Raw genomic sequence first — 15,669 nt, forward strand, 5'->3', positions numbered from 1 at the left:
TAATTAGATTTAATCTTCTTTTTTCTTACGAGCAAGAAGTCCAAATCCTCCTAGTGCTCCAAGAAGTCCGAGCGATGCTAGACTAGCGTTAGCTTCTGTACCTGTGTTAGGCAACTCTTTTTGACCTTCAACATATTTAGGTGTTTCTTGTTTAGAAGGTTTAGAAGGTTGAGCTGGTTTAGCAGGTTTTTCTACTTCCCTAGGATTTGGAACATAGTTAATTACTGTATCTTGACTTGGATCTGTTGGGATGTTTGGTACTACATATCCTTTTGATGGATCTTTCGGATCAACTGGTTTAAGTGGGTTGCCATCTTTATCTTCTGGAGTGAATCCTGGAACGTATGGTAACACATCTGTTGGTTGCCCTGGTTTTGTTGGATCTGCTGGATCGTTTGGATACTTGATTGGGCTTGTTGGTTGTCCTGGGATGTTTGGAATCCATGATCCGATTGGTTTGTACACATATGTTACTGTTGAACCATCTGTGCCAATCTTACCTTTAGCGTCTCCATCTACACGAACAAGTAGGTGTCCTGGAATTACTTTTCCAGTTGTTGTGTACTCATCTCCTACTTTTCCTTCTGTTGTTTCTGAAGGGATTAAGTCTTTGCCTTTTTCATCTACATATTTAACTACTAGTTTAGCTTTGTTTGCTACGTAGTTAATTACTGTATCTTGACTTGGATCTGTTGGGATGTTTGGTACTACATATCCTTTTGTTGGATCTGTTGGATCAACTGGTTTAAGTGGATTGCCATCTTTATCTTCTGGAGTAAATCCTGGTACGTATGGTAACACATCTGTTGGTTTACCTGGTTTTGTTGGATCTGCTGGATCATTTGGATACTTGATTGGAGTTGTTGGTTGACCTGGGATGTTTGGAATCCATGATCCGATTGGTTTGTAAACGTATGTTACTGTTGAACCATCTTTTCCAATCTTACCTTTAGCTTCTCCTTTAACACGAACTAGTAGGTGTCCTGGAATCACTTTTCCAGTTGTTGTGTACTCATCTCCTACTTTTCCTTCTGTTGTTTCTGAAGGGATTAAGTCTTTGCCTTTTTCATCTACATATTTAACTACTAGTTTAGCTTTGTTTGCTACGTAGTTAATTACTGTATCTTGACTTGGATCTGTTGGGATGTTTGGTACTACATATCCTTTTGTTGGATCTGTTGGATCAACTGGTTTAAGTGGGTTGCCATCTTTATCTTCTGGAGTAAATCCTGGTACGTATGGTAACACATCTGTTGGTTGCCCTGGTTTTGTTGGATCTGCTGGATCGTTTGGATACTTGATTGGGCTTGTTGGTTGTCCTGGGATGTTTGGAATCCATGATCCGATTGGTTTGTACACATATGTTACTGTTGAACCATCTGTGCCAATCTTACCTTTAGCGTCTCCATCTACACGAACAAGTAGGTGTCCTGGAATTACTTTTCCAGTTGTTGTGTACTCATCTCCTACTTTTCCTTCTGTTGTTTCTGAAGGGATTAAGTCTTTGCCTTTTTCATCTACATATTTAACTACTAGTTTAGCTTTGTTTGCTACGTAGTTAATTACTGTATCTTGACTTGGATCTGTTGGGATGTTTGGTACTACATATCCTTTTGTTGGATCTGTTGGATCAACTGGTTTAAGTGGGTTGCCATCTTTATCTTCTGGAGTGAATCCTGGAACGTATGGTAACACTTCTGTTGGTTGTCCTGGTTTTGTTGGATCTTGTGGGTCATTTGGATACTTGATTGGAGTTGTTGGTTGACCTGGGATGTTTGGAATCCATGATCCGATTGGTTTGTAGGTTACTACTTCTGTAGCATCTTTTGAATCCGCAGTTACTTTTGTAGTTGGTACACTTGCTTTGTCAGCTAAGTATCCTTTAACTACTGGTGATTTAACTTCAGCTAAGTCTTGAGCTGGAGTCCAATCTCCGTAAGTCACTTCACCTGTTACTAAGTTGACCTTAGCTTCACGTGTAAATTTAGCTTCTTGTGTTACTGTTTTTGGTGTTCCATCTTCATTTAATACTGGAGTTCCATCTTCGTACACATAAGTGATTGTACGTGTAACAGTTTTGTTTAGATCTTTTTCTTCCAAGCCAGCTGGGTATTTAGGTCCATCTGGGTTATTTGGATCTACTGGAGTTCCTGGTGTTTTTGGTTGATCTGGTGTTACTGTAACTTCTTTAGCTTTAAGCGTTACTTTGAACTCTTGATCTGTATCTTTATCTTTATCGAACTTACCACCTTCTGGGTATGTATTAGATACTAATTCATATCCTTTGTTTTCAAGTTCTTTGATTTTCGCTTTTACATCAGCCTCTTTTGTAAGTGGTGTATCTGAGTCACCTTCTTCAGTAATAGCATCAACACCTGGAATTGGGTTTCCTTTTTCATCTACGAAAGTTGTTTTAGCTTTTTGAGTATCTTTTACGTAGTTAATCGGCGTACTTTGAGTTGGATCGTTTGGAATATCTGGAATGACATATCCTTTAGTTGGATCTTGTGGATCTACTGGTTTAAGTGGTTGTCCATTTCCATCTTTTGGAGTCATACCTGGTACGTATGGTAATACCGGTTTATCAGTTCCTGGTTTTGTTGGATCATCTGGATTATTCGGATATTTGATTGGGTTTGTTGGTTGTCCCGGGATATTTGGTACCCATGATCCTAGTGGTTTGTATGTTACTACTTCTTTAATATCTTCAGAATCACCTGTTACATTTACCACCGCAACACTTGCTTTGTCAGCTAAGTATCCTTTAACTACTGGTGATTTAACTTCAGCTAAGTCTTGTGCTGGTGTCCAGTCTCCGTATGTAACTTCACCTGTTACTAAGTTCACTTTTGCTTCACGTGTGAATGTAGCTTCTTGTGTTACTGTTTTTGGTGTTCCATCTTCATTTAATACTGGAGTTCCATCTTCGTACACATAAGTGATTGTACGTGTTACTGTTTTGTTTAGATCTTTTTCTTCCAAGCCAGCTGGATATTTAGGTCCGTCTGGGTTGTTTGGATCTACTGGAGTTCCTGGTGTTTTTGGTTGATCTGGTGTTACTGTAACTTCTTTTTGTTTAAGTGTTACTTTGAACTCTTGATCTGTATCTTTATCCGTATCGAACTTACCACCTTCTGGGTATGTATTAGATACTAATTCATATCCTTTATCTTCAAGTTCTTTGATTTTAGCTTTAACATCAGCTTCTTTTGTTAATGGAGTTTCTGATCCACCTTGTTCTGTAATTTCAGCTACTCCTGGAATTGCATTTCCTTTTTCGTCTACAAATGTTGTTTTCGCTTTTTGGATTGCTGTATATTTAACAACATATTCGTAATCTTCATCTGTAGCTGTTGTTGCTTGTACTGGTACTTTTTCAACACTTGCGATATACCCTTCTTTTTGTGGTACTGCAAGTTCTGGAAGATCAGTACTTTGACCATTAGTTCCTTTCCAGTTAATATAAACTGGTTTGTCTTCAGAGTTAATTACCGCTTTACCTTGTGCAGTTAACTTGATTGAACCTGTGTAACTTACAGTTTGTTTTTGTGATGGGAATACATCAGTACCCGCTAAGCCTGCAACATTGTCAGCGTATACAAATTTAATTGTACGGTTTACTTCTTCTACTTTTGTTTTCTTAACATAATCATACTCTGCTGGGGTAACAAATGCAGATCCATTTATACCTTTAGCTTTTAATTCTTCTTCAGAATATAAATCTCTTGCTCTTGTCTTCGTAACACTTAGTGTTCCTTTTACGTTTTCAGGAGGAAGATCTGCAAGAATGTATTCTTCTCCATTAACTTCTTTAACTAAGTCTACGTGATCATTACTTACATCATATTTGTTTCCAAGTACATTAGTGTAATCTTTTGAACCATCTTCACTTAAAGGAATATTCCCCGTATATCTTGTTGGTTCAAAACCTATAACTTCACCTGTCACTAAATCTTTGAATGTTCTAACAACAGCACCTGTTGGTGGCTCACCTTGAACTTTACCATCACCTTTAACACTCCAACCGTTTGGCACTGTAGTTATAACATCTTCTTTCTCACCGTTAATAGATTCTCCACCTGATACAGTAAGAGTTGCTGCAGTTTTATCGTTTCCTACATAACCTTGTTTAATTAATCCATTTTCATAAGTAATATTAGAATATTCACTTGTTAGAGTTTTGTCTTTTATTACTTTTTCAATACCTAAAGATTGAAGAGGCATAGAGACTATAGAATCTTCTTGAATAGTTCCTTCTGTAACAGTAAGTTCTAATTCCGTTGGTGAAATTAATCTAGGTGTTAATGTAAAACCAGTATCTCGACCATCTTGTAAAATCCATACATTGTTTTCATTAGCTCTAGCATTAGACCAACGGTTTTGCGGGCGATATGTAATACTATCTCCTTTATTAGGGTTAATAGTAGACGCTGTATTTAATCCATTTACAAAGTTAGAACTTCCTTCAAGTTCTTTGAATTCAGTAAAATCTGCATTTGGAAGTTTGATTGTAAATTTAGATCCTACTCCATAACGAACATCTGAATCAGTTTTTAATACGATTGAATCACTTCTACCTATTTGCTCATTGTTAAGGTATGTCAATCCATTGTTTTCACTTAGTGATGCACTCGTACCTTGTTTTTGATAGCTAGGTTGTTGACCTTTTCTTGTATAAGTATGTTCCAGAACTGTACGCCCATCAATTTTAATAGTCGCTGTATACGGAGTGTCTTTTGAAATTTGTGGAGCTAAATATCCATCACCCGATAAATTACTCGCTCCAAACGACACATTCGGATAGTCTTTTACTTTATCGTTCCACTCGATGTTGTAAGTATATGTTCCAGTTTCGTTAGCTACCGCTGGTTGCTCAGCAACACGTTGGTCATAAGTCATACCACGTTGTGTACGTTGTGCCCAATATGGTACAGATTTATTATTGTTGTTTCCTGTAGTTGTTTTAAAGTCGATAGATTTAACTTTACCAACTACTGTTCCATCAGTCGCTCTGATTTCCGTATTATTTGCCAAACCAGCACCTAACTCAGCTAAGTTAGTAAGTTCAATTTTTGTAATAGAACCTGCTTTAAGAGTTGATGTACTAATAGTAGTATCAAATCCCCATCCTGTAGGAGCCGTATTATCTGCATTCATATCAACATAAGCGTTTGTTACAGCTTTAACTGTTTCTCCATCTTTAAAAACATCTTTACCTGTAATTTTTGATGCAGTAGCAGCTAATACCGATTCTACTTTACCTGCATGGCCAGCACGTTTCATTTCCGTATAAACTGCTTCAATGGCAGCAGAAAGACGATTCACTTGAGCTACCATTTGATCTTTAGATGCATCGGATGAAAGCAAATCATTAGACTTCGCTACTTCAAGTTTCACTGCCTCAATCTTAACCGCAAGTTCTTTTTTAGCCGCTTCATCTTTGACTTCTTTATCTGAGAAGTTTGAGGCTACAGATGCCATAACCTCAGCTTCAGAAGTTAATTGAGTAAGAACTGTCTTCACTTCATCTTGTGCTTTTTCTGTTTCGATCTTCGCAGTTTTTTCTTTATCTGTTTCTTTTTTATCAGTTTGATCTTTAGCTGGCTTTTCTTTTTCAGCTTTAACGGTAACTTCTTTTTCTGCTACAGGTTTAGCTTCAGTTTTAGCATCTTCTTTTACTTCAGGTTTTTCATCTGCTTTTACAGCATCAATCTTTAATTCAGGAAGTTCTTCAACAACGGGTGTTGTTGAACCAGAATCAGATTTCTGTTTATCAGAATTTGTAACTTCTGTAGCCTTTGCAGAATCAGTGTTTGTCTCATCAGCTTTAACAGCATTTGCTCCTAAAAGAAGAGCAGTCCCCAAAAGAACACTAGCCGCACCAAAACTATACTTACGAATAGAAAAGCGCTGGGCTCTTCTACCATGGTATTTTTCCATTCTTGAATACATGTTTTCTCCTTATTTATATATATGTTAATTTAGAATAAGGTTGAAGTCATCAGTTTTCCCTTCCTCTCCTGCTAAAGAACACCTTCTTTAACGAAACCACAACACAATACTCATCATCCAATTTTACCATATGTTTTTAACATCAGTCAACCAAAATGTTCTATATATTCTCGCTTTTTGTATAATATTTTTGTACCCAAAATACAAAAAGAAGGAATTACCCTTCTTTTTATTATAATAACTTTTTATTTACGGTTTGATACGGTGCAACATACGTGGGAATGGAATGGCTTCACGGATATGTTTTGTTCCTGCTGCGAAGGTTACCATACGTTCGATACCGATACCAAATCCACCGTGTGGGACTGTACCGTATTTACGAAGGTCAAGGTAGAATTCATACTCTGTACGGTCCATACCAAGTTCATCCATTTTAGCTACAAGGGCATCATAGTCTTCCTCACGCATAGACCCACCGATGATTTCTCCATAGCCTTCTGGAGCAAGCAAGTCTGCACAAAGCACACGCTCTGGATTCCCAGGAACTGGTTTCATGTAGAAGGCCTTGATGGCTGCTGGATAGTTCATGACAAATGTTGGCACACCAAAGTGGTTTGAAATCCAAGTTTCATGTGGTGAACCAAAGTCATCTCCATGCTCAAGATGCTCGTAATCAGCATCTTCATCATTCTCATGCTCTTGCAAGAGGTCAATGGCTTGATCGTAAGTGATACGTTTGAAGGGCTCTGCAATGTAGCGTTTCAAGAGTTCTGTATCACGTTCCAAGGTTTCCAAGGCTTGAGGTGCACGGTCAAGAACACCTTGAAGAAGAGCTTTCACATAAGCTTCTTGCAAGTCAAGTGACTCATCATGTGTCAAGTATGAGTACTCTGCGTCCATCATCCAGAATTCAGTCAAGTGACGGCGTGTTTTTGATTTTTCAGCACGGAATACAGGACCAAAGTCAAAGACACGACCAAGGGCCATAGCGCCTGCTTCTAGGTAAAGCTGACCTGATTGGCTCAAGTAGGCTGGCGTTCCGAAGTAGTCTGTTTCAAAGAGTTCAGTTGAATCTTCTGCCGCATTTCCTGAAAGGATTGGGCTATCAAATTTCATGAAGCCGTTCTTGTCAAAGAACTCATAAGTTGCATAGATGATAGCGTTACGGATTTGCATCACAGCTACTTGCTTACGAGAACGGAGCCACAAGTGACGGTTATCCATCAAGAAGTCTGTTCCGTGTTCTTTTGGTGTGATTGGGTAGTCTTGAGATTCACCGATTACTTCGATGTCTGTAATATCCAACTCATAGCCAAACTTAGAACGTTCGTCTTTTTTGACAATACCTGTCACATAAACAGACGTTTCTTGGCTCAAGCGTTTGATGACATCAAACTTCTCAAGTCCCACTTCTTCACCAAATTTTTCTAAAAAGTTTGGTTTAAAGGCCACACCTTGGAAGAAGGCTGTCCCGTCACGCAATTGCAAGAAGGCGATTTTCCCTTTTCCTGATTTGTTGGCAACCCAAGCGCCAATCGTCACTTCTTGACCAACATAGTCTTTTACATCGATAATCGTTACACGTTTTGTCATTATTTTTCCTTTTCTTTTATTTTTCCATAAATGCTTTCAAGCGGTTAACTGCTTCTTTAAGCGTGTCTAGGTCTGTCGCATAGCTGAGGCGGACATTTTCTGGCGCTCCAAATCCAGCTCCTGTGACCAAGGCTACTTCAGCTTCTTCTAGGATAGCGGTTGTAAATTCTGTCACATCCGTATAGCCTTTCATCTCCATTGCCTTTTTGATATTTGGGAAGAGGTAGAAGGCTCCTTGCGGTTTGACCACTTCAAATCCTGGCACCTCAGCAAGAAGGGGATAGATGGTATTGAGACGTTCCTCAAAAGCCTGACGCATGCTTTCCACCGTATCTTGCTCGCCTGATAGAGCCTCAACTGCTGCATACTGGGCTACTGCTGACGGGTTTGAAGTTGTTTGACCTGCAATCTTGGACATGGCAGCGATAATGTCTGCTTCTCCAACGGCATAGCCAATACGCCAGCCAGTCATAGCATAGGTTTTAGACACACCATTGATAACCACTGTTTGCTTGCGAATCGCTTCTGATAGACTAGAAATAGGTGTGAACTCATGGCCATTATAGACCAAGCGCCCATAGATATCGTCTGCTAGGATGAGAATATCCTTTTCTACAGCCCAGTTCCCGATTGCTAAGAGTTCCTCACGGGTGTAAATCATACCTGTCGGATTAGATGGTGAATTCAGCACCAAAACCTTGGTCTTGTCTGTGCGAGCTGCTTCTAACTGCTCTACAGTCACCTTAAAGTGATTGTCTTCCTTAGCAGGAACAAAGACTGGCACACCCTCTGCCATCTTAACCTGATCTCCATAGCTGACCCAGTAGGGGGTTGGGATGATAACTTCATCACCTGGATTGACCACAGCCATAAAGAAGGTATAGAGAGAATATTTTGCTCCTGCAGCTACTGTCACTTGATTTGGCGCTACAGAATAGCCATAAAAGCGCTCAAAGTAGGTATTGACTGCTGCCTTGAGCTCTGGCAGGCCTGAGGTTACTGTATAAAAAGAAGCACGCCCCTCTTGAATCGATGCAATGGCGGCATCTTGGATATTTTTTGGAGTAGTGAAATCTGGCTCACCCAAGGTTAGAGACAAGATATCTCTTCCCTCAGCCTTCAGTGCTTTGGCACGGGCTCCAGCAGCCAAGGTCACACTTTCTTCCATTTCTAAAACACGGTTGGATAGTTTCATAGGCCCTCCTTATTGACCAATGCTCCTGTTTCAAAATCTACTAGATAAAAATCGGAGCCTGACTTGACTTCCCAGATTGGCTTGTCTTGATAACGGCCAAAGGTAATCTTGTCAATCTCGCCAGCTCCTTTTTCCTTAGAAACCGCTTCTGCTTTTTCTTGTGAAATACCCTGATTTAGCTGATAAACGTAAATCTTATGGTCATCTTTTCCGATCAGGACAGCAAGTGCTTCTTGCTGTTTATTACGACCAAGAACGCTGTAATAAGATTCCAAGCCATTGTATAAATCAACCTGATCAGCCTGCTCTAATCCTGCATACTGCTGAGCTAATTTTTCTCCTTCACTTTTAGCTGTTTGATAAGGTTTCATACTAAGAGAAACCAGATACAGAAAGGAAGCACTGATAACCACAAACAAAATCGTCATCCCTAGACCATACTGCCACAGTAGATTATTTTTTGCTTTATTTTGTCTTTTTTTCACTCGTCTATTTTACCATCTATTGGGCTTTATTACAAGTGAATGCAAGAATACTCTTCGAAAATCAAATTCAAACCACGTCAGCTTCGCCTTGCCGTACCCAAGTACTGTCTGCGGCTAGCTTCCTAGTTTGCTCTTTGATTTTCATTGAGTATAAGAAACCAATTCTATTTCTTCCTTCAAAGTAAACCGATTTTTCTTGTTTAAAACCGAGAGAGAAAAGCATAGACACAAGCGAAATCACCGTATTAAAAAACCTGAGCTTGCACTCAAGTTTTCAGAAATTCTTTTAATCTATGGAATCATTTTATCATCTATTCTTTTAGCCATTTTTCCTAAAAAGATAGTCAGTAGAAGGCTAATCATGACTAAAAAGGATCCTAGATAAAGAAATGTTACTACAAAGCCTAAATTGTCAATCAACCAGCCTGTCAGTGGGAAGAAGACAATCATACTTAGACTAAACATCATAGAGTAGACACTCAGCATGGTTGCCCTTACTTCACTTGGGAGCCGCTCTTGCAAATCATTATCAAAAATCGGCTGAAAAAGAGCATATAGAGCATTACTAATCAAATAAACCAAAATATAGATTAGAGGTGTTCCAAAGTAGGACAGCAGGTAGGTAACTCCAGTCAGCAGGACGAGGACAGGGAAAAGCTTCAAGGCAGCATATTTCTTTCCAATCTTACTCGCTAGATAGACTGCGACGATATTCAAGAGACTTCCAAGTAGCATAACTGCTGAAATTTGCCAACTACTTAAATCTGGTAACTGATTTTGATAGTAAAAATAAAACATGCACATGAGTGTACCAACAATCTGAGACAAAATCATCCAGTTGAACAGCATGGGATTTCGCTTCAACTCTTCCTTAACAGTCCACATAATCTGTTTCATGGTCACACTATCAGCTTTTTCTACCTTGACACTAGGCTCTTTCAGCATCCAAATCAGGAAAAGAACTATGATAGAAGTGGCAATCATGATATAGTAGGTCAGGTGCAATTGGCCATGGACAAAAAATCCGGCCAACACTGTCCCCAAAGAACGAGTTCCTTCTGACACCCCTGATAGGAAACTTGAAATGGATAGGTAACGCTCCTTTAGTCCAGCCTCTACAGCCGAGTCATAGACCATTGCTGCGCTTGTTCCTGAATCAAAATTGTAAGACAAGGCACTCACCGCCATAGCTAGTGCATAAATCCAAAAATTCCCCTGCCCAGCCAACATAAGAATAGAGGACACAATTCCTGCTATTCGACTTAAATAAAGGTTGGTCTTATAGGAATAACGATCAGCTAACATACCAGATGGAATTTCACAGAGAAGACTGGTCGTATGAAAAATACTCTCCAGAAGTCCAATCTGCCAAAGAGACATTCCATTTTGACTGAGAAAAAGAATCCAAAAACTGGTAATCCCTAAAAATGCAAAAAACTCAACCCCGGCCATCAGGCCAATATTCTTCCGATAATTTCTTATTAACATCTTTTCTCCTTTAACAAGTGTATTATTATTTCTTTTGTCCGTCACTTGTTAATCTGTGCCTTACATGATCTCCACCCCTTTTTAGAAGCATTCTTCAATGCCATTATTATTCCTTTAATTATTTATGAAACGATACCGGAAAATAGCCGTTCTGCGGTTTCTATTGCGAGTTTTCTTGTTTATTTTAGCACTTATGTCATCATATTACAAGAGAATATAGGAATGCTCTGCGAAAACCAAATGCATTTCAGTCGCAAGTGACTAGAGTTTCTGTAATTTTATCGTTTTCAAATTAACTCTGAGCAAATTTCTTGCAAGTCCTTTTGTTTTGTTGTAATATATTTTATAACAACGAGAGACTTCTCGGAAATTTAAGAAAAAGGAGACACATCATGTCTAAAAAAGTATTATTTATCATAGGATCACTACGTCAAGGTTCTTTCAACCACCAAATGGCCCTCGAAGCTGAGAAAGCACTTGCTGGTAAAGCGGAAGTTAGCTACCTTGATTATTCAGCCCTTCCTCTCTTCAGCCAAGATTTGGAAGTTCCAACACATCCAGCTGTAGCTGCTGCTCGTGAAGCGGTTCTCGCTGCGGATACTATCTGGATCTTCTCTCCAGTCTACAACTTCTCTATCCCTGGTACAGTGAAAAACTTGCTTGACTGGCTATCTCGTGCCCTTGACTTGTCTGATACACGTGGCGCTTCTGCCCTTCAAGACAAGTTTGTCACAGTATCATCTGTAGCCAATGCAGGTCACGATCAACTTTTCGCTATCTACAAGGACCTTTTGCCATTTATCCGTACAAAAGTAGTTGGTGACTTTACTGCTGCACGTGTTAACGACTCTGCCTGGGCAGACGGAAAATTGGTTCTTGAAGAAACAGTCCTAAACTCACTTGAAAAACAAGCTCAAGACTTGGTCGCAGCAATTCAGTAAAAAATAGAGAATTTTAAGAAGTCTAAATCAATTATAGCCACCTCATAGGGTGGCTTTTTATTTCTCAAACAAGATTTTCAGACAAACATCAGACATCCAAAAAAACCTTGAGCGTTACCACTCAAGGTTTTTAGCAGTCTTTTCCATCATGGAAAATCGTTCTAAGAATATTCTTTCATTCGAGATCTATCACTTATCATCTTCTTTCGAGAAATTAATGACTGCTTGTTGCTGATTAATCTTCTTTTCTTCGACCTACATATAGGCTCAATAGAATACCGCTACCTAGAAGAACAGAGATATAATCAGATTGGCTTCCAGTTTCAGGTAATTTGTCACCATGATTTTCTTTACCTGTAGTTGGTGCTACTGGGTTAGAAGTTAATGGTGTTACCGGTTGAACTGGTACATTTGGATTTGGTTGTGTTGGAACTTCAGGAATGTTTGAACCTGGTTTGTCATTAACTTCAGGCATACCTGGTACTCCGCCATTAAATTCTGGAATTTCATGGACTGGAGGTGTTGGCATTCCTGGAACTTCTGGATTAGGAAGTTCATTGACTTCTGGCATACCTGGTACACCACCGTTGAATTCTGGCAATTCATGAACTTCTGGCATTCCTGGAACACCACCGTTGAATTCTGGCAATTCGTGAACTGGTGGTTCTGGCATTGCAAACGTTGGTCTTTCTGGCACATTACGTGTTGGAGGAACTGGTTTGTCATTTGATGGTGTTACCGGTTTGTCTTGGCATCCACATTTACCATCTTTGCCATCTTTACCGTCACGTCCATCGCGACCATCTTTACCGTCTTTAACAACTGTTTTCGTCACAGTTCCGTCAGAATTGATGATTGTGATTGTATGACTACCATTTCCATTATCTTCAACAGAAACTTTTGGTGATTTACCATCTTTACCGTCTTTAATCACCATTTCTGTCTTACTTCCATCTGGATTAATAATTGTAACAACGTGAGTTCCGTCGTTATTATTTTTAACAGTTACAGTTGGTGAAACGCCATCTTTACCGTCTTTACCATCTTTGATAATAGATTTGTATTGACGACCATCAGAATCTACGATTGTTAATGTGTGAGTTCCATCTCCGTTATCTACGATATTCGCTTTTGGTGATTTACCATCAAAGATTGTAGTTGTAGTTTCTTTACCATCAGCTCCTGTCACTTTAATAGTGTGTGAACCATTGTTGTTATCAATAACTTCAAGTTTTGGTTCTTTACCATCACGAACTGTAGTTGTTGTAGTTGTACCGTCTGAGTTCACAACTGTGATAGTGTGAGTTCCATCTCCGTTATCCACAACCTTAGCAGTTGGTGATTTACCGTCATGAACTGTGGTTTCAGAAACAGTACCATTACCGTTTTCTACACGAATTGTGTAAGTACCATCATGGTTGTCAGTAACAGTTGCTACTGGTGATTTACCATCTTTGATAATTGTTTCAGTAGTTGTGCCGTCACCATTTAGAACTGAGATCTTATGAGTTCCATTTTGTTCGTCAGTAATAGTAACTTTTGGTGATTTACCATCACGAACTGTGGTTTCAGTTGTCACACCTTCTGGATTTGTAATAACGATTGTATGACTTCCGTCCCCATTGTCACGAACAGATGCGGTTGGAGTACGTCCGTCAACACCGTCACGACCATTCTTAACAACAAACTCATTCTTCGTTCCGTCTGGGTTAGTGATTGTTACTCTGTGGCTTCCATCTGGGTTTTCTGTTGTAGTTGCTGTTGCAGCTTTACCGTCTTTACCATCTTTGATGACAGCGTTGGTAACATTACCGTCTCCATCTGTAACTTTAACAGTATGAGTTCCATCTCCGTTATCCGTTACTTCAACTTTTGGAGTCTTACCGTCTTTACCATTCTTAACAACAGTTTCTTTAGTTGTTCCGTCTGGATTTGTTACAGTGATTGTGTGGCTTCCATCTGGATTTTCTGTTGTAGTGATATTGGCAGTTTTACCGTCTTTACCATCTTTAACTTTAGTTGTTGATTCAGAACCATCAGGGTTTCTAACAGTAATAGAGTGTGTTCCATCTCCATTGTCCGTTACATTTACAACTGGTGATTTACCGTCTGCTCCATTAGCTCCGTTTTCACCTTTTTCACCTTTTTCACCTTTGTCGCCTTTTTCACCGGCTACTCCTTGAGGTCCACGGATATTACCAATCTTGTTCCAAGAACCATTTTCTTTCTTGTAAACATCACCTGTATTGGCGTCGATATAAGTATCACCGTCTTTACCATCTTCTGGCCTTGGAGCTATAATTCCACTTAATAATTCAGCTCCTCTTATAGCATCTTTACCATCATTACCATTCTCTCCTTTTGGAGCAGGAGGAATAACAGTACTTGATATCAACTCATCACCTTCATCAAATACACCATTATTATTATTATCATAATATGCTTTTATTTCGGTTCCCGCATATTCACCTGATGGTTTAGGTTGAGTTGATGTTGGTTGTGATGCTGTTGAGCCTGTAGCTGATGGTTGTGAACCTGTTGAACCTGCAGTTGCTGGTTGTGAACCTGTTGAACCTGTAGTTGATGGTTGTACTGTTTCTGATGACTCAGTTGCACTTCTATCTTCATCTGGTAATGCTCTTCTATTTCTTGCACTTCTTGATGTTCCAGAAGGTTGTGAATTAGAAGTTGATCCAACACCTCTTCTAACTGCTTCCACCAATGCATTTAAGTCAATAGTTGGTGTACGTCCATCTTTACCATTCTTACCATCTTTTACTGTAAAGGTTACTGGATCTTTACCTGGTGTTGTGATAGTTACAAGAGTGCTTTGACCATCTTGTCCACGTTGAGTAGTGATTGTAGGAGTTTGGCCATCCTGACCGGTTGCACCAGTTTCTCCCTTAGCACCATCTTTAACAAAGACTGTAGTTGGTTGTGAACCATCATGGTTATCAACAGTGATTTCTACACCTTTATGACCGTCTTCATCCTTACGAACAGCTGTTACTGTTGGAGAGACTCCGTCCACTCCATCTTTAATAACTGCAAGAGGTTTTTCAGGGTTCAATGGTTGACCTGGATGTGCTGGATCTTCTTGGTAAACTTTAGTTTCTTTACCATCTTTGACAGTAAGCAATGATTTACCATCACGTCCGTCCGCACCTTTAGCACCATCTTTAATCATTTCAGAACCTAGAAGTTCATCAGTTCCTGGAGTATACTTACCATCATTGTTTTCATCAGTATAGAATGTCACAATTGTATGAGATGGATTGCCGTTTTGTCCTTCGACACGAAGCAAATCAACTTTTGGAGTTTTACCGTTCAGACCATTTTCTCCGTCCTTAACATTTACTGTAACTGGATCTTTACCTGGAACAGTGAATGTAATGTCGGTACTATGACCATCTTTACCTGGAGTTACAGTTACTTCTGGAGTCTTACCATCTTCTCCACGTTCACCTTTATCACCCTTAGGTCCCTTGATGTTGCCTTCTTTGTCCCAGTTGCCGTTATTCTTAACGAAGACGTCACCTGTTTCTGTATTAACGTATTTATCGCCGTCTTTACCTTGATTTGCTTCTGGGTTAACTTTGCCGTTTAAGACGTCTTTACCGTCGCGGCCATCTCGTCCGTCACGACCTGCTGCGCCATCTCGTCCGTCGCGTCCTGGTAAACCTTGTGCTCCGTCTTGACCATCACGACCTTGAAGACCTTGTTCACCTTTGTCCCCTTTAGGTCCCTTGATGTTGCCTTCTTTGTCCCAGTTGCCGTTATTCTTAACGAAGACGTCGCCTGTTTCTGTATTGACGTATTTATCACCGTCTTTACCTTGATTTGCTTCTGGGTTAACTTTGCCGTTCAAGACGTCTTTACCGTCGCGTCCATCACGTCCGTCACGACCTGCTGCGCCATCTCGTCCGTCGCGTCCTGGTAAACCTTGGGCTCCGTCTTGACCATCACGACCTTGAAGACCTTGTTCACCTTTGTCCCCTTTAGGTCCCTTGATGTT

7 protein-coding genes are annotated in these 15,669 nt (G+C 39.8%); 1 reads left to right on the top strand and 6 read right to left on the bottom strand.

All coding sequences use genetic code 11. The features are described 5' to 3' along the window. Nucleotides 1–9: 9 nt before the first annotated feature. The 5 genes from LG372_RS02930 to LG372_RS02950 form a co-directional block, all read right to left on the bottom strand. Nucleotides 10–5,952 (bottom strand): mucin-binding protein, encoded by a 5,943-nt coding sequence (locus tag LG372_RS02930; protein WP_225742081.1) that lies wholly within the window; start codon nt 5,950–5,952, stop codon nt 10–12. A gap of 249 nt (nt 5,953–6,201) precedes the next feature. After that, nucleotides 6,202–7,545 (bottom strand): asparagine--tRNA ligase, encoded by a 1,344-nt coding sequence (gene asnS, locus LG372_RS02935; RefSeq protein WP_413252013.1) that lies wholly within the window; start codon nt 7,543–7,545, stop codon nt 6,202–6,204. A gap of 16 nt (nt 7,546–7,561) precedes the next feature. Further along, nucleotides 7,562–8,740 carry a pyridoxal phosphate-dependent aminotransferase gene (locus tag LG372_RS02940; RefSeq protein WP_070842862.1) on the bottom strand — a complete coding sequence of 393 codons (1,179 nt, stop codon included), beginning with the start codon at nt 8,738–8,740 and terminating at the stop codon, nt 7,562–7,564. Further along, nucleotides 8,737–9,225, bottom strand: a complete 489-nt coding sequence (locus tag LG372_RS02945) for a DUF5590 domain-containing protein (protein ID WP_225742082.1) — start codon at nt 9,223–9,225, stop codon at nt 8,737–8,739. Before LG372_RS02945 ends, LG372_RS02940 begins: the two co-directional genes overlap by 4 nt. Before the next feature lie 291 nt (nt 9,226–9,516). Next, a complete protein-coding gene (locus LG372_RS02950) occupies nt 9,517–10,713 on the bottom strand; it encodes an MFS transporter (protein ID WP_225742083.1) in 1,197 nt (398 codons plus the stop codon). Between the two features lie 392 nt (nt 10,714–11,105). Between LG372_RS02950 and LG372_RS02955 the strand changes: the two genes are divergently transcribed. Beyond that, nucleotides 11,106–11,654, top strand: coding sequence for an NADPH-dependent FMN reductase (locus tag LG372_RS02955; protein ID WP_225742084.1), 549 nt, complete (start codon nt 11,106–11,108; stop codon nt 11,652–11,654). A 235-nt stretch (nt 11,655–11,889) separates the two neighbouring features. On the opposite strand, the gene LG372_RS02960 is transcribed toward LG372_RS02955, so the two are convergent. Continuing rightward, a partial coding sequence (locus tag LG372_RS02960; protein WP_225742085.1) for an SIALI-17 repeat-containing surface protein occupies nt 11,890–15,669 on the bottom strand: 3,780 nt, incomplete at its 5' end.

It is taken from the genome of Streptococcus sp. Marseille-Q5112, assembly GCF_916700555.1.
Taxonomy (GTDB): Bacteria; Bacillota; Bacilli; order Lactobacillales; family Streptococcaceae; genus Streptococcus; species Streptococcus symci.